Annotated in this window: 31 protein-coding genes; 8 read left to right on the forward strand and 23 right to left on the reverse strand. The window is 53.4% G+C overall.

All coding sequences use genetic code 11. The features are described 5' to 3' along the window. Window positions 1–5: 5 nt before the first annotated feature. From tatB to HKT17_RS13605, 22 genes are all read right to left on the reverse strand, one after another. A complete protein-coding gene (gene tatB / locus HKT17_RS13500) occupies window positions 6–431 on the reverse strand; it encodes a Sec-independent protein translocase protein TatB (RefSeq protein WP_105027369.1) in 426 nt (141 codons plus the stop codon). A 24-nt stretch (window positions 432–455) separates the two neighbouring features. Further along, window positions 456–692, reverse strand: coding sequence for a Sec-independent protein translocase subunit TatA (tatA, locus tag HKT17_RS13505; protein WP_105027370.1), 237 nt, complete (start codon window positions 690–692; stop codon window positions 456–458). Between the two features lie 36 nt (window positions 693–728). Then, entirely contained in the window at window positions 729–1,085 is a 357-nt protein-coding gene (locus HKT17_RS13510; protein WP_171100739.1) for a histidine triad nucleotide-binding protein, read from the reverse strand. Window positions 1,086–1,107: 22 nt separating this feature from the next. Further along, window positions 1,108–1,446 (reverse strand): phosphoribosyl-ATP diphosphatase, encoded by a 339-nt coding sequence (locus tag HKT17_RS13515; protein WP_008247900.1) that lies wholly within the window; start codon window positions 1,444–1,446, stop codon window positions 1,108–1,110. A 13-nt stretch (window positions 1,447–1,459) separates the two neighbouring features. Further along, window positions 1,460–1,885, reverse strand: a complete 426-nt coding sequence (gene hisI / locus HKT17_RS13520; protein ID WP_008247898.1) for a phosphoribosyl-AMP cyclohydrolase — start codon at window positions 1,883–1,885, stop codon at window positions 1,460–1,462. A gap of 13 nt (window positions 1,886–1,898) precedes the next feature. Then, the gene (gene hisF / locus HKT17_RS13525) at window positions 1,899–2,663 is read right to left on the reverse strand and encodes an imidazole glycerol phosphate synthase subunit HisF (RefSeq protein ID WP_008247896.1); all 765 of its coding nucleotides are present in this window, start codon (window positions 2,661–2,663) and stop codon (window positions 1,899–1,901) included. Beyond that, entirely contained in the window at window positions 2,663–3,412 is a 750-nt protein-coding gene (gene hisA, locus HKT17_RS13530) for a 1-(5-phosphoribosyl)-5-[(5-phosphoribosylamino)methylideneamino]imidazole-4-carboxamide isomerase (protein ID WP_008247894.1), read from the reverse strand. The genes hisF and hisA overlap by 1 nt, the downstream gene beginning before the upstream one ends. Before the next feature lie 52 nt (window positions 3,413–3,464). Continuing rightward, window positions 3,465–4,097, reverse strand: a complete 633-nt coding sequence (gene hisH / locus HKT17_RS13535; protein WP_040512077.1) for an imidazole glycerol phosphate synthase subunit HisH — start codon at window positions 4,095–4,097, stop codon at window positions 3,465–3,467. Continuing rightward, window positions 4,094–4,681 (reverse strand): imidazoleglycerol-phosphate dehydratase HisB, encoded by a 588-nt coding sequence (gene hisB / locus HKT17_RS13540; RefSeq protein WP_171035109.1) that lies wholly within the window; start codon window positions 4,679–4,681, stop codon window positions 4,094–4,096. Before hisB ends, hisH begins: the two co-directional genes overlap by 4 nt. 14 nt (window positions 4,682–4,695) lie before the next feature. Further along, a complete protein-coding gene (hisC, locus tag HKT17_RS13545) occupies window positions 4,696–5,796 on the reverse strand; it encodes a histidinol-phosphate transaminase (RefSeq protein WP_171100741.1) in 1,101 nt (366 codons plus the stop codon). Window positions 5,797–5,803: 7 nt separating this feature from the next. After that, the gene (gene hisD / locus HKT17_RS13550) at window positions 5,804–7,126 is read right to left on the reverse strand and encodes a histidinol dehydrogenase (RefSeq protein WP_171100743.1); all 1,323 of its coding nucleotides are present in this window, start codon (window positions 7,124–7,126) and stop codon (window positions 5,804–5,806) included. Between the two features lie 20 nt (window positions 7,127–7,146). Next, a complete protein-coding gene (gene hisG / locus HKT17_RS13555; RefSeq protein WP_008247881.1) occupies window positions 7,147–7,782 on the reverse strand; it encodes an ATP phosphoribosyltransferase in 636 nt (211 codons plus the stop codon). Beyond that, complete coding sequence (gene murA, locus HKT17_RS13560) at window positions 7,779–9,035, reverse strand: UDP-N-acetylglucosamine 1-carboxyvinyltransferase (RefSeq protein ID WP_171100745.1); 1,257 nt, start codon at window positions 9,033–9,035, stop codon at window positions 7,779–7,781. Before murA ends, hisG begins: the two co-directional genes overlap by 4 nt. A 16-nt stretch (window positions 9,036–9,051) precedes the next feature. Beyond that, window positions 9,052–9,294, reverse strand: coding sequence for a BolA family protein (locus HKT17_RS13565; protein ID WP_369907255.1), 243 nt, complete (start codon window positions 9,292–9,294; stop codon window positions 9,052–9,054). A 33-nt stretch (window positions 9,295–9,327) separates the two neighbouring features. Beyond that, window positions 9,328–10,083: an ABC transporter permease gene (locus tag HKT17_RS13570; RefSeq protein ID WP_105027378.1), complete on the reverse strand. Its 756-nt coding sequence runs from the start codon at window positions 10,081–10,083 to the stop codon at window positions 9,328–9,330. Continuing rightward, window positions 10,080–10,988, reverse strand: a complete 909-nt coding sequence (locus tag HKT17_RS13575) for an ABC transporter ATP-binding protein (protein ID WP_105027379.1) — start codon at window positions 10,986–10,988, stop codon at window positions 10,080–10,082. The genes HKT17_RS13570 and HKT17_RS13575 overlap by 4 nt, the downstream gene beginning before the upstream one ends. Window positions 10,989–11,021: 33 nt before the next feature. Continuing rightward, entirely contained in the window at window positions 11,022–11,273 is a 252-nt protein-coding gene (locus tag HKT17_RS13580; protein WP_171100747.1) for an STAS domain-containing protein, read from the reverse strand. Between the two features lies 1 nt (window position 11,274). Then, window positions 11,275–11,898, reverse strand: coding sequence for an MlaC/ttg2D family ABC transporter substrate-binding protein (locus tag HKT17_RS13585; protein ID WP_171100749.1), 624 nt, complete (start codon window positions 11,896–11,898; stop codon window positions 11,275–11,277). Window positions 11,899–11,970: 72 nt separating this feature from the next. Then, complete coding sequence (locus HKT17_RS13590) at window positions 11,971–12,861, reverse strand: MlaA family lipoprotein (protein ID WP_171100751.1); 891 nt, start codon at window positions 12,859–12,861, stop codon at window positions 11,971–11,973. A gap of 21 nt (window positions 12,862–12,882) precedes the next feature. Continuing rightward, window positions 12,883–13,356: an outer membrane lipid asymmetry maintenance protein MlaD gene (mlaD, locus tag HKT17_RS13595; RefSeq protein WP_171100752.1), complete on the reverse strand. Its 474-nt coding sequence runs from the start codon at window positions 13,354–13,356 to the stop codon at window positions 12,883–12,885. Between the two features lie 12 nt (window positions 13,357–13,368). Then, window positions 13,369–14,154, reverse strand: a complete 786-nt coding sequence (mlaE, locus tag HKT17_RS13600; RefSeq protein WP_105027384.1) for a lipid asymmetry maintenance ABC transporter permease subunit MlaE — start codon at window positions 14,152–14,154, stop codon at window positions 13,369–13,371. After that, a complete protein-coding gene (locus tag HKT17_RS13605) occupies window positions 14,151–14,939 on the reverse strand; it encodes an ABC transporter ATP-binding protein (RefSeq protein ID WP_171100754.1) in 789 nt (262 codons plus the stop codon). Before HKT17_RS13605 ends, mlaE begins: the two co-directional genes overlap by 4 nt. A gap of 167 nt (window positions 14,940–15,106) precedes the next feature. Between HKT17_RS13605 and HKT17_RS13610 the strand changes: the two genes are divergently transcribed. The 8 genes from HKT17_RS13610 to HKT17_RS13645 all read left to right on the forward strand — a co-directional run bounded on the left by HKT17_RS13610 (window position 15,107) and on the right by HKT17_RS13645 (window position 22,975). Further along, window positions 15,107–17,047 carry a type II secretion system protein GspD gene (locus tag HKT17_RS13610; RefSeq protein ID WP_171100756.1) on the forward strand — a complete coding sequence of 647 codons (1,941 nt, stop codon included), beginning with the start codon at window positions 15,107–15,109 and terminating at the stop codon, window positions 17,045–17,047. After that, entirely contained in the window at window positions 17,044–18,042 is a 999-nt protein-coding gene (locus HKT17_RS13615; protein ID WP_171100758.1) for a GspE/PulE family protein, read from the forward strand. The genes HKT17_RS13610 and HKT17_RS13615 overlap by 4 nt, the downstream gene beginning before the upstream one ends. After that, on the forward strand, window positions 18,032–19,069 hold the full coding sequence (locus HKT17_RS13620; protein WP_171100760.1) for a type II secretion system F family protein: 1,038 nt from the start codon (window positions 18,032–18,034) through the stop codon (window positions 19,067–19,069). Before HKT17_RS13615 ends, HKT17_RS13620 begins: the two co-directional genes overlap by 11 nt. Next, the gene (locus HKT17_RS13625; RefSeq protein ID WP_171100762.1) at window positions 19,066–19,926 is read left to right on the forward strand and encodes a hypothetical protein; all 861 of its coding nucleotides are present in this window, start codon (window positions 19,066–19,068) and stop codon (window positions 19,924–19,926) included. The genes HKT17_RS13620 and HKT17_RS13625 overlap by 4 nt, the downstream gene beginning before the upstream one ends. Then, window positions 19,923–20,468, forward strand: coding sequence for a hypothetical protein (locus tag HKT17_RS13630; protein WP_171100764.1), 546 nt, complete (start codon window positions 19,923–19,925; stop codon window positions 20,466–20,468). Before HKT17_RS13625 ends, HKT17_RS13630 begins: the two co-directional genes overlap by 4 nt. 113 nt (window positions 20,469–20,581) lie before the next feature. Continuing rightward, window positions 20,582–21,583, forward strand: a complete 1,002-nt coding sequence (locus tag HKT17_RS13635; protein WP_171100766.1) for a hypothetical protein — start codon at window positions 20,582–20,584, stop codon at window positions 21,581–21,583. After that, window positions 21,580–22,329, forward strand: coding sequence for a type II secretion system protein (locus HKT17_RS13640; protein WP_171100768.1), 750 nt, complete (start codon window positions 21,580–21,582; stop codon window positions 22,327–22,329). The genes HKT17_RS13635 and HKT17_RS13640 overlap by 4 nt, the downstream gene beginning before the upstream one ends. Window position 22,330: 1 nt before the next feature. Next, window positions 22,331–22,975: a type II secretion system protein gene (locus HKT17_RS13645; RefSeq protein ID WP_171100770.1), complete on the forward strand. Its 645-nt coding sequence runs from the start codon at window positions 22,331–22,333 to the stop codon at window positions 22,973–22,975. A gap of 9 nt (window positions 22,976–22,984) precedes the next feature. On the opposite strand, the gene HKT17_RS13650 is transcribed toward HKT17_RS13645, so the two are convergent. After that, a complete protein-coding gene (locus HKT17_RS13650; protein WP_171100772.1) occupies window positions 22,985–24,985 on the reverse strand; it encodes a monovalent cation:proton antiporter family protein in 2,001 nt (666 codons plus the stop codon). Between the last annotated feature and the right edge of the window lie 75 nt (window positions 24,986–25,060).

Raw genomic sequence — 25,060 nt, forward strand, 5'->3', positions numbered from 1 at the left:
CCTTGTTATTTGGCCTCTACCTTGGGGGCAGGCCCCACGGGTTGCGCTGGCGCTGGCTCTTCCGCCTTTGGCGGAGATTGTGTGTTTGAATTGACGGTAGCCACGGCGGCCGGCTTGCTACTCTCAAGCTCCGCAATGTCATCTTCGATTGATTTCACGGATTTGTTCAAATCCGCCTCAGTGTCTCGCAAGGTGGTTTGAACGTCACCCTCAACCTTACGGGCAGCAGTCTGCATTTCTGCCTGCAGCTTGCGCAACTCGTCGATTTCCATTTCCCGATTGATCTCGGACTTCACGTCACTGACGTAACGTTGGGCCTTGCCCAACAAATGACCAACCGTTTTGGCCACCTTGGGCAGTTTTTCAGGACCTATCACCAGCAGCGCGATCACTGCGATGATAAGCATTTCCGAGAAAGCAATGTCGAACATGCTGCGCGCCGCAAAAAGGGGAAATTAACTGGAAGATTTCTCTTTGGCTTCGACGTCGATCGTGTCCGACTTCTTGCTGCTGTCGTCGGCCAATTTGGCGGCATTTTGCTCACCTTCCGAACCACCCTCTTTCATGCCATCCTTGAAACCTTTCACTGCACCACCCAGATCGGAACCGATGTTGCGCAATTTCTTGGTGCCAAACACCAACATCACGATGACCAGCACTATCACCCAGTGCCAAATGCTAAATGAACCCATGACTTACTCCTGATATGTTTTTCGTGTCTCGTTGCGTTACAAGGCAGGCATGCCGAGCATAACGCCCAATGGTTTATCACCACCAAGTATGTGCACATGAACATGATACACCTCTTGGCAACCTACCCTTCCAGTGTTCACGATGGTTCTAAAACCGTCATGACACCCTTCTTGCCTGGCCAATTGACCCGCAATGGTCATTATTTTTCCCATCACGGGAATGTCTTCTTCGGTGGCATCGGCCAGCGTGGGAATGTGCTTTTTCGGAATAATCAGAAAGTGCACTGGCGCAGCGGGCTTGATGTCGTGAAACGCGAGGATATCCTCGTCTTCGTATACTTTTCTGCTAGGGATTTCCCCAGCGACAATTTTGCAGAAAATGCAGTCTGACATTTCTTGTTCCTTTCGCGTGAATTTACTGGGGCCGATTGGCCTTCTCAACCAAACCAGACAAACCCATGCGACGGTCCAGTTCGGCCAGCACATCGGCAGCAGTCAAACCGTGCCAACCCAGCAAGACCAGGCTGTGGAACCACAAATCGGCTGTTTCAGCGATCACTTTGGCGGGGTCTTGATCTTTAGACGCCATCACCAGTTCGCAAGACTCCTCACCGATCTTTTTCAGGATCGCGTCCTGCCCCTTGTGGTGCAACTTGGCCACATAAGATTGCTCAGGACTGGCTTGCTTGCGTTCTTCAAGAACTTTCGTCAAACGCTCGAGCAAATCTCCAGACGCTTTTTCAAGGTCAGCCATGCGTGTTCATTCCTTATTTTTTGCCGTACATGTCGGAAGGGTTTTTCAGCACAGGGTCTTTGGCAACCCAACCGGGCTTTTCACCCGGCACACCTTCCAGCGCATAGTAAAAGCAGCTTTCACGGCCTGTGTGGCAAGCAATACCGCCTACCTGTTCCACCATCAGCACCAGCACATCGCCATCACAGTCCAGGCGAATTTCCTTGACCTTCTGCTGGTTGCCCGATTCCTCACCTTTGTGCCACAGTTTACCGCGCGAACGTGAAAAATACGTTGCAAAACCAGTGCTGGCTGTAATTTCGAGTGCCTCGCGGTTCATCCAGGCGACCATCAACACGCGTTTGCTGATGTGGTCTTGTGCAACCACGTTCACCAAGCCCTTGTCATCAAAGCTGACGCTGTCCAGCCAGTTCCCGGTGATTACGACATCCTTGCTCATTGAGAACGCTCCTTTACAAGCGAACTGTAATGCCGGCCTTGGCCATGTGGGCCTTGGCCTGCTGCACGGTGTACTCGCCGTAGTGAAATATGCTGGCTGCCAGCACAGCGCTGGCTTTGCCTTTGATCACACCATCCACCAAATGGTCGAGATTGCCCACACCACCGCTGGCGATCACGGGAATGGAAACGGCATCTGACACAGCTCGGGTTAATTCCAGATTGAAACCAATTTTGGTACCGTCGCGGTCCATGCTGGTCAACAGCAATTCGCCAGCACCCAAGGCCTGCATTTTGCGCGCCCATTCAACAGCATCAAGCCCCGTGGGCTTTCGACCGCCGTGGGTATACACCTCCCAGCCTGGCTCGCCATTGCTTTTCGCCTTGGCATCGATGGCCACGACAATGCACTGGGAACCATACTTGGTGGCAGCTTCACCGACCAATTCGGGATTGGTGACTGCCGAGGTGTTGATACTGATTTTGTCAGCACCTGCGTTTAGAAGCCTGCGCACGTCTTCCACCTTGCGCACACCGCCGCCCACAGTCAAGGGAATAAACACCTGACTGGCCACCGCCTCTATCACATGCAGAATCAGGTCACGGTCATCGGACGATGCCGTGATGTCCAGAAAGGTCAGTTCGTCTGCGCCTTGTTCATCGTAACGACGAGCAATTTCTACGGGGTCACCCGCATCGCGCAGTTCCACAAAGTTGACGCCTTTGACCACCCGACCTGCGGTTACATCCAGGCAGGGAATGATACGGCTTGCAAGCATTAGTAGGACTTTCCGTTCAATTCATCGGCCAGGGACTGGCCCTTGGCGAAATCAAGCGTACCTTCGTAGATGGAGCGGCCACAAATGGCACCCATCACACCCTCGTGCTCAACCGCACACAGCTGCTTCACATCGTCCAGATTGGTAATGCCACCCGAGGCGATCACCGGAATGGTCAGGGCATTGGCCAGGCGAACCGTGGCTTCAATGTTGACACCGCCCAACATGCCGTCACGGCCAATGTCGGTGTAAATGATGGCCTCTACGCCATAGCCTTCATATTTCTTGGCCAGATCAACCACATCATGACCGGAAATTTTGCTCCAGCCGTCGGTGGCCACTTTGCCTTCCTTGGCATCCAGACCAACGATAATCTGGCCGGGAAATGCGCCGCAGGCATCGTGGAGAAAACCGGGATTCTTTACGGCCGCCGTACCAATAATGACGTAGCTCAGGCCATCGTCCAGGTAACGCTCAATCGTATCGAGGTCACGAATACCACCACCCAACTGCACCGGAATGGCACCACCCACAGCATCCAGAATGTCAATAATGACACCCTCGTTCACGGGTTTGCCCGCAATCGCGCCATTCAAATCGACCAGGTGCAAGCGGCGCGCGCCACTTTCAACCCATTTCATGGCCATTTCGACCGGATCTGCCGAGAAAATGGTGGCATCGTCCATATTGCCTTGCTTCAGGCGAACACACTGACCGTCTTTCAGGTCGATTGCTGGAATGAGTAACATGAGACTGTGTTGTTAACTATTCAAGTGAGTGGAAAAAATAATCGGTAAAAACTCAGGGGTTCCATCTTAAAAAGTTGGAGTACAGCCTTAAGCCGTCCTCAGCACTTTTTTCAGGATGAAACTGTGTTGCAAAGATGTTATCCCGTGCGATGGCGCAGGTAAAGCGAACGCCGTAGTCTGTTTCACCCGCAACATGGTCCGGATTGACGGGGTTGACATGATAGCTGTGCACAAAATAGAACCATGCACCGTCTTCAATGCCGGCCCACATGGGGTGCTGGGTGCGCTGGTTCACCTGGTTCCAGCCCATGTGCGGCACCTTCAGGCCACATTCCACAGTCAGGCGGGGATCAAACTTCACAACATCACCCGGAAACAGGGAAAGGCATTCAGCAGGCCCTTCAGCGCTGCGCTCCATCATCATTTGCTCGCCAACACACACACCAAACAAGGGCTTTGATTCGGCAGCGCGGTACACGGCTTCCATCAAGCCCGATTCCCGAAGTGCTTTCATGCAGTCTGGCATGGCACCCTGCCCAGGCAGCACAACCCGGCTGGCCCGGTCAATCAAGGCAGGGTCGTCGGTAATCTGGATTTCCTGATTTTCGAGCTTTACATGTTGCAAGGCCTGGGCCACCGAACGCAGGTTGCCCATGCCGTAATCAACAACGGCAACTAGACTCACAAAGCACCTTTGGTACTGGGAATGGCACCCTGTTGACGTTCATCAATTGCAACTGCCATGCGCAAAGCACGGCCAAACGCCTTGAACACGGTTTCACACTGGTGGTGTGAGTTCACACCCTTCAGGTTGTCAATGTGCAAGGTGCACAGGGCATGGTTTACAAAACCCTGGAAAAACTCAAACACCAAATCGACATCAAATGCGCCAATGCTGGCACGTGTGAACGGAATATCCTGATGCAGACCGGGGCGCCCCGAGAGGTCAATCACCACGCGCGACAGGGCTTCGTCCAGCGGCACATAGCTGTGGCCGTAACGCACGATTCCTTTTTTGTCGCCCAGGGCTTTCGTGAATGCCATACCCAAGGTAATGCCCGTGTCTTCCACGGTGTGGTGAGCATCAATGTGCAGGTCACCCTTGGCCACGATGTGAAGGTCGAACAGGCCGTGGCGCGAGATTTGTTCCAGCATGTGGTCCAAAAATGGCACGCCCGTGTCGAGGTGGCGTTCGCCTGTACCGTCCAGATTGATTTTCACGGTGATCTGGGTTTCCAGGGTATTGCGGGTAACTTCTGCGGTTCTCATGATTGTCTAAAAAGTTATGCGGCTTTTGTGGCCACTTCGTCGATGGATTGTTGAACAGCCACCAAAAACTGCTGATTCTCTTGCTCAGTGCTCACGGTAACGCGCAAGCAGTTTTGCAACAAGGGGTGGGCTTTGCCCACGTATTTCACCAAGATACCCTTGTTTTTCAGGGCATCAAAGACCTCAAGCGCATTCGGGATACGGAAAAGTACGAAATTGGCGTAAGAATCAAACACTTCAACGTCGCCATTGGGTGTTTTCAGGTTTTTCAGTGACTCGGTCAGCACATCGCGCTGTTCGCGCAGCAGTTTGGCTTGCGCCTCAAAAGCATCGAAATGCTCAAGTGCAAACTGCACCGCAATCCGCGTGAGCACGTTCACATTGTAGGGCGGGCGTACTTTGTCGATTTGTTCCACCCAGGCGGGGCTGGCCACGGCGTAGCCCAAACGGGCACCGGCAAGGCCAAGCTTGGAGAAAGTGCGCAGCACCAATACGTTTGGAAATTCAAGCACCCGGGCCATGAACGACGCATCGGCGAAAGCTTCATACGCTTCATCCACCACCACCAGGCCAGGCGTGGCCTCAATGATTTGAACAATTTCGGCTTCGCGCAGCGCCACACCTGTGGGGTTGTTCGGGTAGGCCAAAAACACCACTTTGGGCTGATTTGTGGAAATGGCTTTTAACATGGCGGGCATGTTCAAGGTGAAGTCGGGGTTCAGGTCGACTCCCACAAAACGGGCGTGGCTCCATTGGCTGTACACGGCATACATCACGAAGGTGGGCACGGGCGAAAGCACCGCATCACCAGGCATGCAGCAGGCACGAATAATCAGATCGATCAGTTCATCCGAGCCATTTCCAAACAACACATGCGCCGCTTTGGGAATGGCCGTGCAGGCGCGCAAGGCTGCTTCCAGCTCCAGTGCTTTGGGCGCGGGGTATCGGTTCAACTCCGCAGTTTTTAATTGCTGCGCAAGCTTATCCAGCAAAGCTGCAGGCATGCCCTGGGGGTTCTCCATGGCATCCAGCTTCAACATGCCGGCCGAAGGAGCCACCACGTAAGCATTGGTGGCCTGCACATCAGCACGAATTGTTTTTTGAAGTAGGCTCATGGTGCGCTCAGTCTGCCTTTCTGAATTTCGGACCAACGCGATACTCTGCAGAGCGCGCGTGGGCTGGCAGGCCTTCACCATAGGCCAGTTCTGCGGCTACTTCGCCCAGTGTACTGGCACCTTCACGGCTGGCAAAAATAATGCTGCTGCGCTTCTGAAAGTCGTACACACCCAAGGGTGAGCTGAACCGTGCCGTGCCCGCAGTGGGCAACACGTGGTTGGGGCCTGCGCAATAATCGCCCAGCGATTCGCTGCTGTAAGGCCCCATGAAAATGGCACCGGCGTGGCGTAACTTTCCGACCCAGGCGTCCGGGTCTTGCACACTCAATTCCAGGTGTTCGGGTGCAATCTGATTGCTCAGCTCGCAGGCTTCGTCCATGTCTCGCACTTGTATCAAGGCACCGCGATTCTTCAGCGATGTAGCGATCACGGTGGCACGCGGCATGGTGTCCATGAGGCGTTTGATACTGGCCTGAACATTGTCGAGAAATTCCTTGCTGGGGCTCAGCAGAATGGACTGTGCCATTTCGTCGTGTTCAGCCTGGCTAAACAGGTCCATGGCGATCCAGTCCGCATTGGTGCTGCCGTCGCAAATCACGAGAATTTCAGAGGGACCAGCAATCATGTCGATGCCGACTGCACCAAACACGCGGCGCTTTGCTTCGGCCACATAGGCATTGCCCGGGCCCACAATTTTGTCCACACGCGGCACGGTTTGCGTGCCATAGGCCAATGCAGCCACCGCCTGCGCCCCACCAATGGTGAATACGCGGTCAACACCAGCCAAGTGCGCAGCGGCCAACACCATTTGGTTTTTTACGCCACTGGGTGTGGGCACCACCATGATCACTTCTTTTACGCCAGCCACTTTGGCGGGTACGGCATTCATCAGCACGGAAGACGGGTACGCCGCCTTGCCACCGGGCACATACAAACCGGCGCGATCAAGCGGCGTGACACGTTGCCCCAGGCGGGTGCCGTCGGCCTCGGTGAATTCCCAGCTTTCTGCCACCTGGCGCTCGTGAAATGCACGCACGCGTTGGGCAGCCACTTTCAAAGCCTCGCGCTGGGCAGAATCGAGGGTATCGAAGGCTTGCTTCAATTCGGCTTGCCCAATTTCAAGCTCAGCTGCGCTATTCGCCTTCACTCGATCAAACTTCTCGGTGAACTCAAGCAAGGCTTCATCGCCACGTTTTCGCACTGCATGAATAATGTCTGCCACCGCACCTTCTACATGCGGATCGCGTTGTTCTTCATAGGCGAGCAATGCACGAAACTGCTCGGCAAAGTTGGCATCTTCTGTAGACAATCGACGAATTTGGGAAGACATTGTTTACTACCTTTAAAATTTCACGCTACTGCTTGGGTGAACACATCCAGAATCGGCTGCAAAGCCTCGTACTTCATTTTCAATGCCGCCTGGTTGACCACCAAACGGGAAGATATTTCACAAATTTCCTCAACCTCGACCAGCTTGTTGGCGCGCAAGGTTGAACCGGTGCTGACCAAATCCACGATGGCATCGGCCAGGCCCACCAGTGGCGCCAGTTCCATGGAGCCATACAACTTGATCAAGTCCACATGCACACCGCGATTGGCGAAGTGCTCGCGGGCACTGTTGACATACTTGGTGGCGATGCGCAAACGCGCACCCTGCTTGACTGCGCTGGCATAGTCAAAGCCTTCAGGCGCCGCTACACACAAGCGGCATTTGGCAATGTTCAAATCGAGCGGTTGATACAAGCCCGCACCGGAATGTTCAATCAGCACGTCTTTTCCGGCCACGCCCAAATCGGCGGCCCCGTGCTGCACATAGGTGGGTACATCGGTTGCGCGCACGATGATGATTTGCACATCGGCACGGTTGGTACCAATAATGAGCTTGCGCGATTTTTCAGGGTCCTCGGACGGCACAATGCCCGCTTTCTCCAGCAGGGGCAGCGTTTCCTCAAAAATGCGTCCCTTGGACAGGGCCAGTGTAATCATTGGGCTACTCTCGTCACATCTGCGCCCAGTTTGCGCAGCTTCTCTTCCATTCTGTCATACCCGCGATCCAGGTGATAAATGCGGTCAATTCGCGTTTCATCGCCGGCAGCCAAACCAGCAATCACCAGGCCAGCAGAGGCGCGCAGGTCGGTGGCCATCACTGTGGCACCATCCAGCCGCTCAACGCCTTTGATAATCGCCGTGTGGCCTTCAATTTCAATATTGGCACCCAATCGCACCATTTCCTGAACGTGCATGAAGCGGTTCTCAAAAATGGTTTCATTGACCACTGCGGTGCCATCAGCCACACAGTTCACCGCCATTAACTGGGCCTGCATGTCGGTTGCAAAGCCGGGAAATGGCGCTGTGCGCGCGCCCACAGCCTTGGGGCGCGTATTCATGCTGGCGTGAATTTTTGTGCCGTCCACTTCAATGCTCACACCCGCCGTGCGCAGCTTTTCAATGGTTGCGTCCATGCTGTCTGCGTCGGTGTTGTTCAAGGTAATGTTGCCACCGCAGGCTGCCACCGCACACAGAAAGGTGCCCGCCTCAATTCGATCAGGCATCACTTGGTATTCGCAACCATGCAGCTTTTCAACGCCATGAACGGTAATGGTGTCTGTGCCAATACCTTCAATTTTTGCACCCATTTTTACCAGCATCTTGGCCAGATCCACCACTTCGGGCTCGCGGGCGGCGTTTTCGATAATGGTAGTGCCTTCTGCCAAAGCGGCTGCCATCATCAGGTTCTCGGTCCCGGTCACAGTCACCATGTCGGTCACAATGCGCGCGCCCTTCAAACGCTTGGCCTTGGCGTGAATGTAGCCCTTTTCAATGGTAATTTCGGCACCCATGGCCTGAAGACCCTTGATGTGTTGATCGACAGGGCGCTGGCCGATGGCGCAACCACCCGGCAAACTGACGCTGGCCTCACCGAAACGGGCCACCAAGGGGCCCAGCACCAGAATACTGGCGCGCATGGTTTTCACCAGATCGTAACTGGCGATGGGCTCAGAAATTTCTTCTGCACGCAAGGCCAGTTGGTTTTCACCATGCCAAAAACACTGAACACCCATGGAGCCCAGCAAGCGCAGGCAGGTGTTGATGTCGCGAAGACGCGGCACATTGGTAATGGTGACCGGTTCGGCGGTCAGCAAACTTGCGCACAAAATGGGCAAGGCCGCATTCTTCGCGCCAGAAATCGACACTTCTCCGTGAAGCGGCTTTCCGCCACGAACCAAAAATGAATCCATTGAAGGGCAGTCCTTTTTACACTTGTTGTTGAGCCCATTCCGCGGGCGTCAATGTTTTCATCGACAGGGCGTGAATCTCTGCACGCATTCTGTCACCCAGTACTGCATACACTTTTTGATGGCGCTGAATGGCACGCAGTCCTTCAAACGCACTGGCCACGATGACCGCCTCAAAATGCTGACCGTCACCAGACACGGTGAGGTGCTCACATTCCAAGCCCTGCGCAATATAGCCGCGAACGGTTTCAGGCAACAACATGATTTTTCCTATCCTTTTGATTCAACAGCACTATTATCCCCTCAATTTGTAACCAGAGGTCACCATGCGCATCGCAATCACAGTCAAAACAGCCCAGGCAGACAAGCCAATGGCCAGGCTGAACCAAGGACTAACATCGCTTACCCCAAAAAAACCATAGCGAAAACCGTCGATGAGGTAGAAAAACGGATTGAAATGCGACACGGTTTGCCACACAGCGGGCAAGGAGTGGATGGAATAAAACACACCCGACAAAAAAGTGGCCGGCATGATAATGAAATTCTGGAAGGCCGCCAACTGGTCAAATTTTTCAGCCCAAATACCGGCAATTACACCCATGGTGCCCAGCAAGGCTGAACCTACCAATGCATGCACGAGAATCCACACCGGGTTGGACACATGCAGGCCGACAAACGCCACCGTGACCAGCAAAACCCCCAAGCCAACAGCAATGCCACGGGCCATGGAGGCCAGAACATACGCCGAGAAAAACTCGAGATGGGACAATGGCGGCAACAACACAAACACCAGGTTGCCAGTAATTTTTGATTGAATGAGGCTGGAGGATGAGTTCGCAAACGCATTCTGAAGCACCGACATCATGACCAGGCCGGGCACCAGAAAGGCTGCGTAACTGACGCCGGGGTAAGGTTCTACCTTGCCATCCAGTACATGCGAGAAAATCATGAGGTACAGCAAGGCTGTAACCACCGGGGCCAGCACAGTTTGAAAGCTGACTTTCCAGAAGCGCAGAATTTCTTTCTTGAACAGGGTTTGCCAACCAGTCATTTGGCACCCCCGCTCATCAGTTGCACAAATACCTCTTCAAGATCTGGCTTTTCGATGCTGCACTCCAATACGTCCAAGTGGTCTTTGCGGCATTGAGCCAGTATTTGCTCGATTTCGGCAGGGCCATTCAATGCCAGCGTATAACGCCCCTCGCTCACATTGGCTTTCAATACCTTGGCTTGCAGGCTGGCGGGCAGTACACCATTCAACTGCATGTTCAGGGTTTGATTGGCATGCTTTTTCAGCAGGTTGGGCGTGGTGTCCACAGTCAGTACCTCGCCCTTTTTCAACATGGCGATGCGGTTGCACAAGGTTTCTGCCTCCTCAAGGTAATGCGTGGTCAGCAGAATTGTGTGTCCCTTTTGGTTCAGGCCAGCAATGAATTTCCAAAGCGTTTGACGCAGTTCCACATCAACACCTGCAGTAGGCTCGTCCAGCACAATCACCGGCGGCTTGTGAACCAGGGCCTGGGCAACCATCACACGGCGCTTCATGCCACCCGACAAGGTGCGCATGTTGTTGTCGGCCTTGTCCATCAGGCTCAGCGAATGCAATAGTTCGTCAATCCAGTCGTCGTTCTTTTTCAAGCCAAAGTAGCCTGACTGAAAACGCAAGGTTTCCCGCACCGAAAAAAACGGGTCAAAAACCAGTTCCTGGGGCACGATGCCAATGCTTCGGCGCGCATCGCGAAACTGATCCACCACGTCAAAACCCATGACCTTGGCTGCGCCCGCACTGGCCCGGCTTAGACCCGCAATAATATTAATCAGTGTGGTTTTGCCGGCGCCATTGGGGCCGAGCAAGGCGAAAAATTCCCCTTCCTGAACTGTGAGCGACACATTGTTCAAGGAACGGAATTCACCAAAATATTTGGATACCGAGCTTAGCTCTAGTGCAAACGACATGACTTCTCGCACCCATGAAAGGTGCTACAGGTTTTAGGAGAAGAGAGATTGTACTCCGTAGGCAGCAATCAAACTGTTCAGCTGCGCAGGAGGATGTTGGAGTTCAAGGGTTTTGTCTGATTTAAGCACTCGCTTGGCCGCGAGAATAACGGCCAATGCGGTGGAGTCCACGTGCCTGACTGCTGAAAAGTCGATGACATGGTCGCCCAAGGCGAATGCCTTGGCGACCTCGGCGATCACTTGGTCTCCGTTGCGAACGGTAATTTGATCAGCCGACACCTTCATATCAACCCTTCGCGTTCAGGGTTTTCAAGGTTTGAATCAAACCATCTACCCCTGAGTTGGAAAGCACAGTGCCGAACTGGGCTTTGTAGGAATCAACCAACCACAGACCCAACACACTCAGGTCATAAATCAGCCATTTGCCGTCTTTCTTTTCGACACGGTAAGCCAAATCCACTGGCGGAGCGCCTTTCTGAATAACACGGCTATTCACGATCACATCCGTGTCTTCCGGGCGAGCTCGCAGACGGTCTACCTGCAGGGTTTGATCACCCACCTGCGCCAAAGCGCCGGAATAGGTTTTCACCAGAAGGGTGCGAAACTCTTTGGTAATTTGCTCGCGCTGCTCTGGCGTGGCTTCGCGCCAAGGCCGACCCACCACCAACTGGGTCATTTTCCGAAAGTTCACGTTGGGCATCACTTTCTGGTCAATCAGGGCATCCAGCTTTTTGGGGTCAGCCAACAGTTCCTGCTTGCGTGCCTTGATCTCAGCCAGCACTTCATTGCTGAACTTTTCAACAAACTCATTGGCAGGCATGTCCTGCGCCATGGCTGGCTGGGCAATCAGGCCAAAACCCAAAGCTGCGGCCGCAACCCATTGAAATAACTTGTTCACTGCAATATTCATGATTCTTCCAAAATGCTTGTGGTTAGTCTAAAAACGCAATACCTACCCAAGGGTTGACCACCCCAAAGCCAATCAGTTCAACAAACCCAAGCCAGACTTGGCCCGCTCGCTTTGCTGCAGGTCGATTGGCAAGCCAATGGGTGAATTTGAGTCGGGCTGTGCATTCGAAGCCGCACTGCTTGGTTCAATCTGCATCAACGCAGCCTTGAAGGGTGGAAAGGACTCGGGAATGTGGCTACGCGACTCTTCCTCGAAATCCTCGTAGCCTTGCTCGTCGGGGTCAGGGGCACCATCTCGCACCAAACTGGCACGGCGCTTCAAGTAGGCGTCGCGCACAAAAGCGTATTGGTCCAGTGCCACGCGTTCTACCAGGTCAGTAGCTGGCAACAGTCGCGCACGGGTGTTCACCACGTTCACAACCAGCAAACTGTTACGCACCCTGACGTCGTCATAGTGATAAAGCGGATCAAGCGGCGCATCGACAAGCCGGGCAGGTGCGTCACGCAAGGTGCTGGGCCCCAAGAGAGGCAACACCAGGTAAGGGCCTGAACCCACACCCCACACGCCCAAGGTTTGACCAAAATCCTCGTCGTTTTTCTGGAATCCCAGTTCTGTGGCCACGTCGGCCAAACCCACAATTCCGATGGTTGTATTCAGGGCAAAACGCGTGATGTCGCTGCCTGCTGCCTTGGGCTTGCCTTGCAGCAAGTTGTTGACCGCGACGCTGATGTCATCGAGATTGGAAAAGAAATTTCCGATCACAGTTTTGATTTCTGGCGGCGTTACCTTGTCGTAACCCTGCGCCAGTGGCTTCACCACCGCCTTGTCAACCACTTGGTTAAATCCGTCAACAGAACGGTTGAATCCTTCCAAGGGGTCTGACTCAGAAGGGGCGCGCATGCTGGTGCATGCGCTGGACAAGCCAAGCACGCCTAGCAGCAAAATCACTTTTCGAATGGACATTAACACTTCAAATCCCCTTCATCACTTTTCGGAGTCGCCTTCCGAGGCTTTGCTAAACAGAAACTGGCTAATCAGGTTTTCGAGTACCACGGCAGACTGGGTACGCGCAAACTTCTCGCCGCTGGCTAGATTCTCGAGATCTCCACCGGCCTCAATACCCACATATTGCTCGCCCAGCAAGCCTGAAGTGAGAATTCTAGCTGAAGAGTCCTTGGGAAACTCGAAGCCCTCCTCCAAATCCAGGGACACGACTGCTCGGAATGTGACTGGATCAAGATTGATGTTGGCCACGCGCCCCACGGTAACGCCCGCACTTTTGACCGGCGCACGGGGCTTCAGACCACCGATATTGTCAAATTCAGCTGTCACCCGGTATTGGTCACCTGTGGTGAAAGAACTCAGGTTGCCTGCCTTCAAGGCGAGAAATACCAGAGCAAGTGCACCAATCAGCACAAACAGGCCCACCCAAAAATCCACTGCCGTGTTCTTTTTCATACCTTCAATCCGTTAAATACTGAACATGAGTGCTGTAAGCACGAAATCGAGACCCAAAATGGTCAGGGAAGAAATCACCACTGTTCGGGTAGTCGCCCTGGAAACACCCTCAGGCGTGGGCTGGCAGGCGTAGCCCTGAAACAGGGCAATTGAGCTTACAGCCACACCAAACACCACGCTTTTGATCACGCCGTTGAGAATGTCATCGCGTACATCGACGCCCGCCTGCATTTGAGACCAGAATGCACCAGCATCCACGCCAATCAGCAGCACACCCACCACATAACCACCAAAAATACCCACGGCACTGAACAAACCCGCCAGCAGCGGCAGGGAAATGAGGCCCGCGATCCAGCGAGGCGAGACAATACGCGCCTTCGGATCAACTGCCATCATTTCCATGGCAGTCAGCTGCTCCCCTGCTTTCATCAGACCAATTTCAGCAGTTAGCGACGTACCAGCCCGGCCTGCGAACAACAAGGCAGAGACCACCGGACCCAATTCACGCACCAGTGACAAAGCAACCAAGAGACCCAAGGCCTGTTCGGCACCATACCTGTTCAAGGTGTAATAACCCTGCAAGCCCAAAACGAAACCGACAAAAAGCCCTGAGACCACAATGATGACCAGAGAGTAATTGCCGATGAAATGAACCTGATCAATGATGAGGCGGGGGCGCAACAGGGCTTTGGGAAGCAACATGAACAAGGTGCCCACGAAACGCGCAAAAATCCCCAAGCCAGCGATTGTGGCAATAACACCTGCACCCAGACGGGAAACCAAGAGGACCGGATTCATGCAAAGTCCTCCTGTAAGTTGCGTGCGGGGTAATGAAACTTCACTGGCCCCTCAGGCAAGCCCTTGATGAACTGTTGAACATACAGATCCTGATTGGCCTCCACTTCAGCAGGTGTACCCTGTGCCAGCACTTTGCCGTTTGCAATCACGATGACATGGTCGCTGATTGCAAATGACTCGTGAATATCGTGTGTGACCACCACCGAGGTGGCACCCAAAGCATCATTTAGCGTGCGAATGAGATTCGCCGTAATACCCAATGAAATCGGGTCAAGCCCGGCAAAAGGCTCGTCGTAAAAAATCAGTTCTGGATCCAGAGCAATTGCGCGCGCCAAGGCCACTCGCCGACTCATACCACCGGAAATTTCTGATGGAAAAAGATTGCTGGCTCCTCGAAGACCCACCGCCTGCAACTTCAATAGCACCAAATCGCGAATGGCCGCCTCGGGAAGGTTGGTGTGTTCGCGCAGCGGAAAGGCCACATTCTCGAAAACGCTCAAGTCGGTGAACAAGGCACCAAACTGAAAAAGCACACCGATTTTTTTGCGAAATGCATACAGTTGCTGCGTGCTTGCAGTCACCACATTTTGGCCGAGCACTTGAACTTCACCCCGATTCACCGGGTACTGGCCGCACATGAGACGCAGCAAAGTAGTTTTGCCCGAACCGGAGCCACCCATGACAGAAACCACTTTGCCCTTGGGAATGTCCAGCGAAATGTTTTCCAGAATGAGGCGATCGGCATAGCCGAAATCCACGTTTTTTAATTGAGCAACAAAGCCCATGGGGGCTCCTTAATAAGCGAATACGAATTTGGGAGCTATTGTACCCCGAAGGGCATGCACTCACCATCCAAATGGTGACAGGCTCACCCACAAGGCATGACCACGAAGCGTGGAAATGGTTTCATCAAAGTATGATCCGCAGCACTTAAACCCTGAAAAGTCTGCCCGTGCCATCACTGCGTGCGTTTTTAATCGGCCTCACCTCGATCCTGAGCGCTTGCGTGGCCATGCCACCCCAACAAAGCATTGGAATTGCGACATCCGAGTTTGGGCAAACACTCGAGTTGAATGCCATTTTTTGGGCAGATAAGGTTCAACACAGCAGCAACGCCTGGCAGAGACATCAACAAACATTCACCTTTCGGCTCGAAAACATACCTGCCAGTCACGTGCTTGAACTGATCTCCCGCGAAATAGAACTTGGCTATGAAATGGATGGCTGTGGCGACTCTCCGGTCAGCCTGGTGGGAAAAGACATGCCACTTCAACAGGTCATTGAAAGCCTGGAACTTCAAGCAGGGGCCAGCGTGCGCTTTGAAGCAAAACAGCTGTCCATGCGGTGCGAGGTTGATGAACTGAGGGTGTATACCCTCGACTACCTGTCAATTGCGCGGCAAATGAATGATTCATCGAGCCTGAGTTCGGCAATCGCTGGCGGCCCGCGCGAGTTAACGGATCGCCGGGAGACAGGCAATCGCTCAGAACTGATTCTGAACAACTCACAACAACACGATTTGTGGCAAGACATCTCAAGTCAAATTGAACAGATCATTCAGGTGCAGGTAAAACCGATCGAACTCTCAACCCGGGAGCGCGTCATTGATGAAGATGAAGACCGAGCCTATGCAAGTACACGCAACATTTCACCTCGCCGCGCACAACCCAATTTGAGAAGTACAACGGCGGTGTCCACCGAGAAACGGGACATCACGACAACGCGCAAGGAAACACGCTCGGGGCGAGTCATCGCCAACCCGGAATCAGGAACCGTGTCGGTGATTGCGAAACCCAGCCAGCACCGCAGGGTAGCCCAATGGCTTGAGCAAATCCAACGCAGGGTTGATCGACAAATCGTGATTGAAGCGGTCATCACCGAGATCTCGTTAAACGATCGCTATGAGCGTGGAATTGACTGGAACGTGCTTCGTCAAAACGGAATTACCGCAGGCCTGGCTGTGCAGGGGCTGAATCTTGGTAACCCCGCGTTCACTGTGAATGCCCTGCGAACCACCAGCAACACCGACACCAATGTAGCCTTGCGCCTGCTGGAGGAATTCGGAAAAACCGAAGTGCTTTCGTCGCCGCGTGTCGTGACCATGAACCAACAGGCCGCCGTGCTGAAGGTAATCGACAACCGGGTGTATTTCACAACCGATGTTCAAACCAGCGCGCCCACACAAAACAGCCCAGCTTTTTCCACATTCACTACTCAGGTTCAAACCGTACCGGTGGGTTTCCTGATGACGGTGACACCGCAAATTGCAGACAACAATGCAATTCAGTTGCGGGTTCGCCCCACACTCAGTCGCATCGTGGGTTTTGTGCAAGATCCCAACCCAGCCCTGCAACAACTCAACATTATTAGTCGGGTACCCGAGGTACAAACCCGCGAACTGGAATCGATACTCCGATTGAAAAGCGGTGAAATGGCCTTGCTGGGTGGATTGCGCCAAAAAGAAAACAGCAGCCTGAACCGAGGTATTCCCGGTGCCCCGGAATCTATCGACCTGATCACTCAAAGCGAAAACCGCGGTGAGAGCCACATTGAACTGGTGGTGTTGCTCAAAGCGACTGTGCTGGAGAGTGCGACAGCAAATCAATCCCAAACCAACAAGGAATTGGGTGAGCTCAACAAAGCCCTGGCTGCCGGCCTGACCATGTATCAGGCTGGACAAAACAAAGCCCTGAACGCGCTACTTGAGCTTTTAATCGAACGCTTCCCGCACACACCTGAGCCCTTCTACAACATGGCACTTCATCAAAGCAGCCTTGGACACTTCACCAATGCCCTCGCCTACTTGTCGCAAGCCGAGGCGCAATGTGCGCTACACGAATGTTCACTACCCCTGCTTACGGTACGTTCATTGATTCAGGCAAAACTTCAATGAAGCAAATACAGCCGGACACTGCCTTCAAGAACATTGACAACACGATTGCTTATGCCAGCGCTGCAAATGCATCGGACATACACATTACACCCTCACCCATGAACTTCTGGGTGCGATTGCGCGTCAACGGAAAACTGGGGCAGGCGCTGGGCATTCCGAGCGACGCAGGCAGGTCGCTTATTCAAGCATTCAAGGCCGAAAGCAAAATGAATATTGCTGAAACGCGCCGCCCACAAGACGCACGGCTAACTCGCAACAACCTTGATCTTCGACTGGCGACCCACCCTAGCTTGCACGGAGAAAACCTCGTGATCCGGCTGTTGAATACGCACAGCCGCATGCCCTTGAATCGGCTTGGCTTGAGTCAGGCCGCCTTGACGCATATTCAGCAACTGCTTGCCCACGAGCACGGACTCACATTGGTAGCCGGCGCCACTGGCAGCGGGAAAACAACCACGCTGCATGCGATGCTCAACAACCTGGGTGCATGTGCAGGTCGGATTGCAACACTTGAAGACCCAGTAGAAATCATCAATCCCGAGGCAGTTCAAACCGACTTGTCGCGGCTACCTCACCTGAACTTTGCCTCGGGCTTGCGTTCATTGATGCGCCAGGACCCGGACACCATTCTGGTTGGCGAAGTCAGGGATGAAGAGACCGCCGAACTTACCTTGAATGCTGCCCTGACAGGGCACCGGGTTTTCGCATCGGTTCATGCACCGGATTGCCTTGGGGCCATCAGCCGGCTTACCGAACTGAATGTGCGCCTGGGCAGCCTGATGAACTGCTTGAACGGTATTGTCACCTTGCGCTTGAAACCCGCAGAACAAGATGAACAACGCCAATTGTGGGCTGAAATTGTCAACCTGAAAAACATGCCCCGCAAAGGAATCCTCAGTTGCAAGAGCATTGATGAACTGATGCAACTTTTCTCATCGGCAAATCACCTTCCGTTTCCATCATCGTCAACCTTGAACCCAAGCTATGAAAACTAAGCCACTTGGCGACAGAATAAAGCCCGCCACCTGGCGTACTTGGTTGGGCCAATGGGCTGAATTGTTGCAGTCTGGCATGCCCGCGCTTGATGCACTTTCACTGAGCAGTGAACTGCAAAATGGCCATTCACGAGGAAAACTTTTAAACTTGGGCTTATCCCGGGCATCGCGCTTTCTCCAAGAAGGGCAGAACATTCAAACCGCCTTTCGTGCCGCATTTGGCAAAGTGCCCATGCACCTGGAAATTGCACTGGTGTGTGCACAAGCCAGCGGTGATCTTGGCTTGGCCTTACAAACCCAACTGGATCGCTGGAAAACCACCAGCGATGCACAACACACCTTGGGTAAAAGCCTTGTTTATCCAATGCTGGTTTTAACGCTGGCCTGCGCGTGCTGGGTATTGCTGCATCACGTGAGTGCACCGCATTTAATACAAAAAACGAACACATCCACCCCCACCTTCACATTGTCAGACAGCCTGCTTTTCATCGGTATTGTCGTGTTGCCTATTGCCGCTTACTTCAAATTCAGACCCACCAAAACTCAAACTGAAACACAGACACTACTGCCAAACAATCTTTGGCTTACATCGAATTTTTATCATGTGATTGCATGCGAACTCCATGCTGGCCTGGACTTGATGCACTGCCTACGCCACCGCATCCTGCCCACAGCAACCTGGTGGGGTGGCACATACCTGTCAACGAAAACCCTGCACAGGCTTAACAAGCTGATGCTGGGCATTCAACAACAGTTAAAATTGGGCATGTCACTAAGCCAGTCGATACAGGCAGCCGGCGCACCTGGTTTTCTGGTTCGTCAAAGTCAACTGGCCGAGCAAACCGGCAACTTGGCTTACTGCTTTTTCCTGGCCTCAAAAGTGTACGAAATGCGGGCAAGGGAAACCCAACAACGCCTGCAAAACACCTTGCCTTCAATGGCCTTGGCCATTGCCGCACTTACCCTTGCGCTGGCCTATCAATTCACATTGGCACCGCTGTACAACAACCTGACTGGCCTGTCATGACAACTACACCAATGCATGCTGATGTGTGGGTGATTGAGCAGGGGCACGCAATTCTGTTTCGGCAACAAGACCAGCAATGGGCGGAAGAACAACGCCTTCCCTACAGTGAGTTTAGTGGCAGTGCAATTGCACTTTCCAGCTTCAGCCTGCCAGACACACTTGTATACCTCAATGTATTCCAAAACAAGATTGCGACCTCACCGTGGGCAGAGCACCGCTGGGCTGGAATTGCAGAAGACCCACCGAGAATTATTGAATCACCGGCAACAACCGTTCACCAAGAGGTGCTGAGCGAACTGCGCAGCATGGGACAAAGCGTTCGGATTATTTCTTCGGAAAAATCTGCACAATTCAATCGCGCTGTTCACATGGCACTTCTGAATACGCACGAATTCAAACACCTGAAGAATTTCTTGAATTCAAACAAACCGGGTATCAGCCAATTCCGCAGCAGCTTTCAACTTTATCTGGGCTTGTGGGTCAAACCTTCTCGCCATTATCAGGCGGTTCGCGGTGCCGCAGTTGCTTGCGTGCTGGGTACTTTTCTTTTGATGAGTTGGCACACAAACCAACAACAATCAAAACTCGAGAAAGCAAATTTGCAGCACCTCAAGAATTCGCTCGGTGCTGCGCCTCGCAACGCCAAAGAAGCGCCATTCGCCGGTTGGTTGGAACAGATTCGAAAATTTGGTCAAGACGAACGCGCAAACCTGCTTTCGCTGAAAATGTCGTGGGACGAACAGGGAGAAATTCTGACCACAGCAGATTTGGCCCGGGCGCGAAAACGAGTGCCCAAGGGCTGCTCGCTCAATAATTCCACCCAAGCGCAATGCTCAGTTGGAGCAACAAACCAATGAGCAAACTGACAACGACAACACGGAGAATTGTTGGCTTTCGCTGGGTTCGCCCTGCAATCGATTTGGCGTTGTTGCTTACGGCCCTTTTTGCACTGATCGCCCTGCGCAACATGGAAATTGAACAACAACTGAATCAGAAGCCAAACCTGCAAATTCAGCAATCAGTGCCAGTACGAAAAACTCTTTTTCTGGAGCAACAATTCAATACCGAAGCCGACTTGTGGCAAACCTGGAGCACTTGGATAAACACCAAACAGCCCGATTCAGGGCAATGCCTTGTGGAGACAAAACCCGCCCAAGTTGACACACCGTTTTACCTGTTGTGCTTTGGCAAAGAGCCCGCCAGCACTCGATCGAATATTGCGATCAACAACACCCTGCCGGGCAAAAACCTTTTTGTTGCACCCTCGATGCCAACTGCAACAAAAACTGAAAAACCCGCAGCGAAAATTTCAGCGCCCGCCTACAAAGTGCAAGGCTGGATCATCACCCAGCGAGGTCAAAAAACTTTTGATCCTGTTCAGAAAAAGTGGCTGCCATGAGAAGCGCGTTTCAACAGCGGGGCTATTCATTGTTTGCACTGTTAACTTTGATTTTAATGCTGGGATTTGCCACCCTTGAATTTCGTAACAATCAAGCTTTCAGGCAAGGGCTTTTGCTTCAACAAAAGGCCCGTGAAACCCAAACACTTGAACAAATTCGAGCCAGCCTGTTGGGCTTCGCTTCCAGCCAGGGTTTGCACAGTCAAAGTCATTTGGGCCACCTTCCTTGCCCAGCGATTCAACCGGGCGAACCTGCGCAAACCACTTGTTTGAACAAGCCCTGGGGCTACCTGCCCGTTCATAGCAAAGTTGCCATCAACTATCTGAACGCAGGGGTTGATGCGCGCTTCAACGAACTGGAGCCATCAACCAACATGCAATGGCAGTACGCTGTTTCAAGCCAGTTGATTCAACCGAACGCTTTGGGCTGGAGTCGTTGGGTGAACTACGCCAAACCCACAATTCAAATTCGAATTCCCGCTGAGAATAATCTCATCAAAACAAACATCGTTGCGGTGGTCGCAAAAAGCGTTACACCCACCGCAGAACATCAGTACGACATTTCCTCCCCTTATGTTTTGCTTCACCTGAGTGAATTACGAACCCACATGAACCGGGTTCAACAGCATCAACTCAAAAGCACACTGAATGCATGGCAACAACTCAACCCGCAATTCAACGCAAGCACAGGTGCCCATGAAAACATGGTGCTTGCTGACCCGTTTTCTCAGCTGTATCAACCCATTGACTCAGGTTGCCAATGCCGCTGCACAAAAACGCGCTGCAGTTGCCATTGCCAAAATGCAGGCAACTGGATATCGCCAGCTTCATGCCTGGACAACAATCCAAACTGCACAAGCCAAAACGCACAAACGGATTGCACCAGCCTGGCCAACCAGCCCTGCACATTCAACGGCCCGGCCCGCATGAAAAACCTGTGGCCAGTCAGCCACTTCGAACCCATCGCCGCCATCAACAAATCATGCCGTCCCATTCACAGCAACCAGTGCCCGCTGAGCCAAAACAGCACGGCTTGCACCTGTCACTTTTCCTGGCCCGACAACACCTTGCCCAGTCTCAATCAATTCAGTTTCAAACTGACAGGCACACCATGAATTACCGACCACAATCCCTCACCGTCAAGGCGCGTGGTTTCATGCTGATTGAAGTCGCGCTTGTTGTGGTACTGATGGCCATTATTCTTGGGCCGGTGCTTCACCTCTTGGCCGGTCAGCGCGAGAAAGACAAAGTACTCGCGCACCTGGATTCACGGCAACGCATTCTTGAGGCCGTCGAAGGTTTTGTGCTGGCCACGGGCCGGCTGCCCTGCCCAGCAGGGCTTACCAACGGTGCCGAATTGCGCAGTGGCGACGCCTGCACTTACAAAGAAGGCTGGCTTCCAACTGCGACACTGGCAAGCTGGGGAATAAGTGGCCAGTGGAAAATGGCTGTGGCCACGCTGGAACAGGCCGGCGAGCCTGCACAGAATGCGCTGGTTTCGGCGCAACCTTTCGCACAACTGAGCCCGCAACAGTTAACCGAAATTGTCATGGCTCCTTACACCGCCAACCACGCAATCGGTACCGGGCCATTGCCTGCCATTCATCTGTGTCAGCCTGTGCAAGGCCATTCAATTCCACCCAATGTGAATTCAGGTTGCGGCGCGCACACCTTGCTGAACGCCACCACGGTTTGGCTTGCATATCCGGTTCACGACCTGGCCAACCAAAATCGGTACCAACAATTTTTTATCAATCCCGATCAACCCGCAACCAACCCGGTCTGGCTCTCGTTTGAACGCCTGAACTGGCTTTGGATGAAACGCGGCGCACTCGACACACCACACATTCAGGAGAATTGAATTGACACATCCACGAAAACACCCTCAACGCGGATTTTCACTGTTGGAACTGGCCATTGCACTGGCCGTGCTGGCCATACTCGCTGGCGGAGTACTGAAAGGACGTGAGTTGTTGAACAGCGCCCGCGTACAAGCCACCATCACCGACATCGCCAATCTGGAAACTGCGTTGTCAGCTTTTCAGGCACGCTATTCAGCATTGCCCGGTGACTTTATTGCGGCAAGCGCAGCAGGACTTTCCAACAGCGGTGGCAACGGCAACGGGTTGATTGAAGGCGATGAAACCTGCAATGTATTTACGCATCTTCAGCTGTCTGGCTTTATTCAAGGCGATTTCACTGGCGGCAGTGATGAATCGGGCAACTGCACTGCAAGCAGCACCATGGGCAACCAGTTCAGTGGCCAATACCTGCTCAGCAATCAGCTGCAAGGCCCCAACTCCCGGGAAAATGCAATGGCCTTGCTGATCGGCGAAACCATTCCGGTTGCCCAACTTGCGGAAATTGATCGCAAACTCGATGATGGCAACCCCTTGCGCGGTGCTGTGCAAGTGCTCCGTGGCGAAGAAGATCTGTGCACGACCGAAGCTGGTCAGTGGGACGAAGCCCAAGGCGCTGATTGCGCGGCGCTCTACATTATTCGTTAAAAAACCCGCTTAACGCCCCATGGACTTGCGGCCAAGAATGATGGCCTCCGCCAGGCTCAATGCATCCGGCTGACCTTTCAGCACCAGAATATCTCCCGACTCCAACTGCGTGTCGGGGGAAGGGTCTCCACCCCGAATGCCGCGCCTGCGAATCGCACTGACTTCAATATCCAGATCGAGAATACCCAACTCGGCCAGGCTTTTGCCCACGCCACTGGCCCCCGGTTCCACGAACACGGAATGCAAACGGACCCATTGGTTCTCAGGTGTGTCCGCCTCGTCGTCTACGCCACGAAACACCCCCCGAAACATTTGATAACGCGATTCACGAATGGCTCGAATTTGCTTGACAACCCGCGAAACAGGCACACCCAACAGCATCAAGGCCTGAGAACCCAACATCAAACTGCCTTCAAGAATTTCAGGCACCACTTCGGTGGCGCCAGCCGCGGTCAGTTTTTCCAAATCACTTTCATCGTAGGTGCGCACCACCACCGGCACGTTGGGCGCCAAGGCACGCACCGCAGTCAGCACTTTTTCAGCAGACTTGAATTCCGCAAAGGTAACCACGACACAAGAGGCCCGCAGCAAACCGGCGGCAACCAGTGTTTCACGTTTCGCAGCATCGCCAAACACCACCGAATCGCCAGCGGCAGTGGCTTCACGAATACGGTCTGGATCCAGATCCAAGGCCACATAATCCAGATCTTCACGGTCCAGCAACCTCGCCAGGTGCTGTCCACTGCGGCCGAAACCGCAAATCAGCACATGTTTGGTCGTCGCAAGGCTTTTCTGGGCAATTTGGTGCAACTCAAGCGACTTTTGCAACCATTCCTGGCTGGAAAAGCGCAATACGATTCGGTCTGCGTGTTGAATCATGAAGGGTGCCGCCAACATGGAAAGCACCATGCTTGCCGTAATGGTTTGTAACCAGGGGTCAGGTACCAAAGCAAAACCAGCCGAGCCCGTGTTGGCCAGCAACACGAAACCAAATTCACCGGCCTGCGCCAGGTAAATACCGGTTCTCATGGCGGTGCCCATGTTGGCACCGAAAATTCGAGCCAGTGCAGCAATCAACACCAGCTTGGCCAACACGGGAAGTACGGCCAGCAAAATAACCCAGTACCAATTCTGCATGACCACTTCCGGATTCAGCAGCATGCCAGTGGTCACGAAGAACAGGCCCAACAGCACATCCCGGAAGGGTTTGATGTCTTCTTCCACCTGGTGTTTGTATTGGGTCTCTGCAATCAGAATGCCCGCCACAAACGCACCGAGTGCCAGCGACAGTTCAGCCAGTTCGGTCAGCCAAGCCAGGCCCAGGGTAATCAGCAGCACATTCAGCACAAACAATTCCTGCGACTTGCTGCGGGCCACGAAAGTCATCCACCAGTTCATCATGCGCTGGCCAAACACCAACATCAGCCCCAGCACCAGCGCCGCCTTCACCACCGCCAGGCTCAAAGTCACAGTAAGGTTCTCGGCCCCCTGCCCCAGCGCGGGAATGATAATGAGCAGCGGCACCACGGCCAAATCCTGGAACAACAAAATTCCCATGATCTGGCGTCCATGGGGGGAATCAAGTTCAAGCCGCTCGGACAACAATTTGCTGACAATTGCAGTGGAAGACATGGCTGCTGCCCCCGCCAGCACAAAGGCAGTACTCAGTGGAACTTCCAGAAAATAACCAGCCAGCACACCCAGGCCCATCACGCCCAGCATGGTCAGCCCCACTTGCGCCAACCCCAGGCCAAACACCACACGGCGCATGGCATGCAATTTCGGCAAACTGAACTCAAGACCAATTGAAAACATCAGAAAAACAACGCCAAATTCAGCCAAGTGGCGGGTTTCGGGTGTGTCGGGCACGATGCCGAACGAATATGGACCAATCAGCGTGCCCGCAAACAGATAGCCCAGCATGGCGGGCAGCTTCCAGTGACGGAACAGCGAGACCGCCAACACGGCGACCAGCATGAGAATCAAAGACAGCTCTAGAGCGTTAGGCACGTTTAATGCTTAGGAAGTGGAGAGAATTGGCACGCGCTTTGCTATACTGCCCTGAAAAGAGCACAGCCTCAAGCA

Origin of the sequence: Limnobacter sp. SAORIC-580 (assembly GCF_013004065.1) — a bacterium.
Taxonomy (GTDB): domain Bacteria; phylum Pseudomonadota; class Gammaproteobacteria; order Burkholderiales; family Burkholderiaceae_B; genus Limnobacter; species Limnobacter profundi.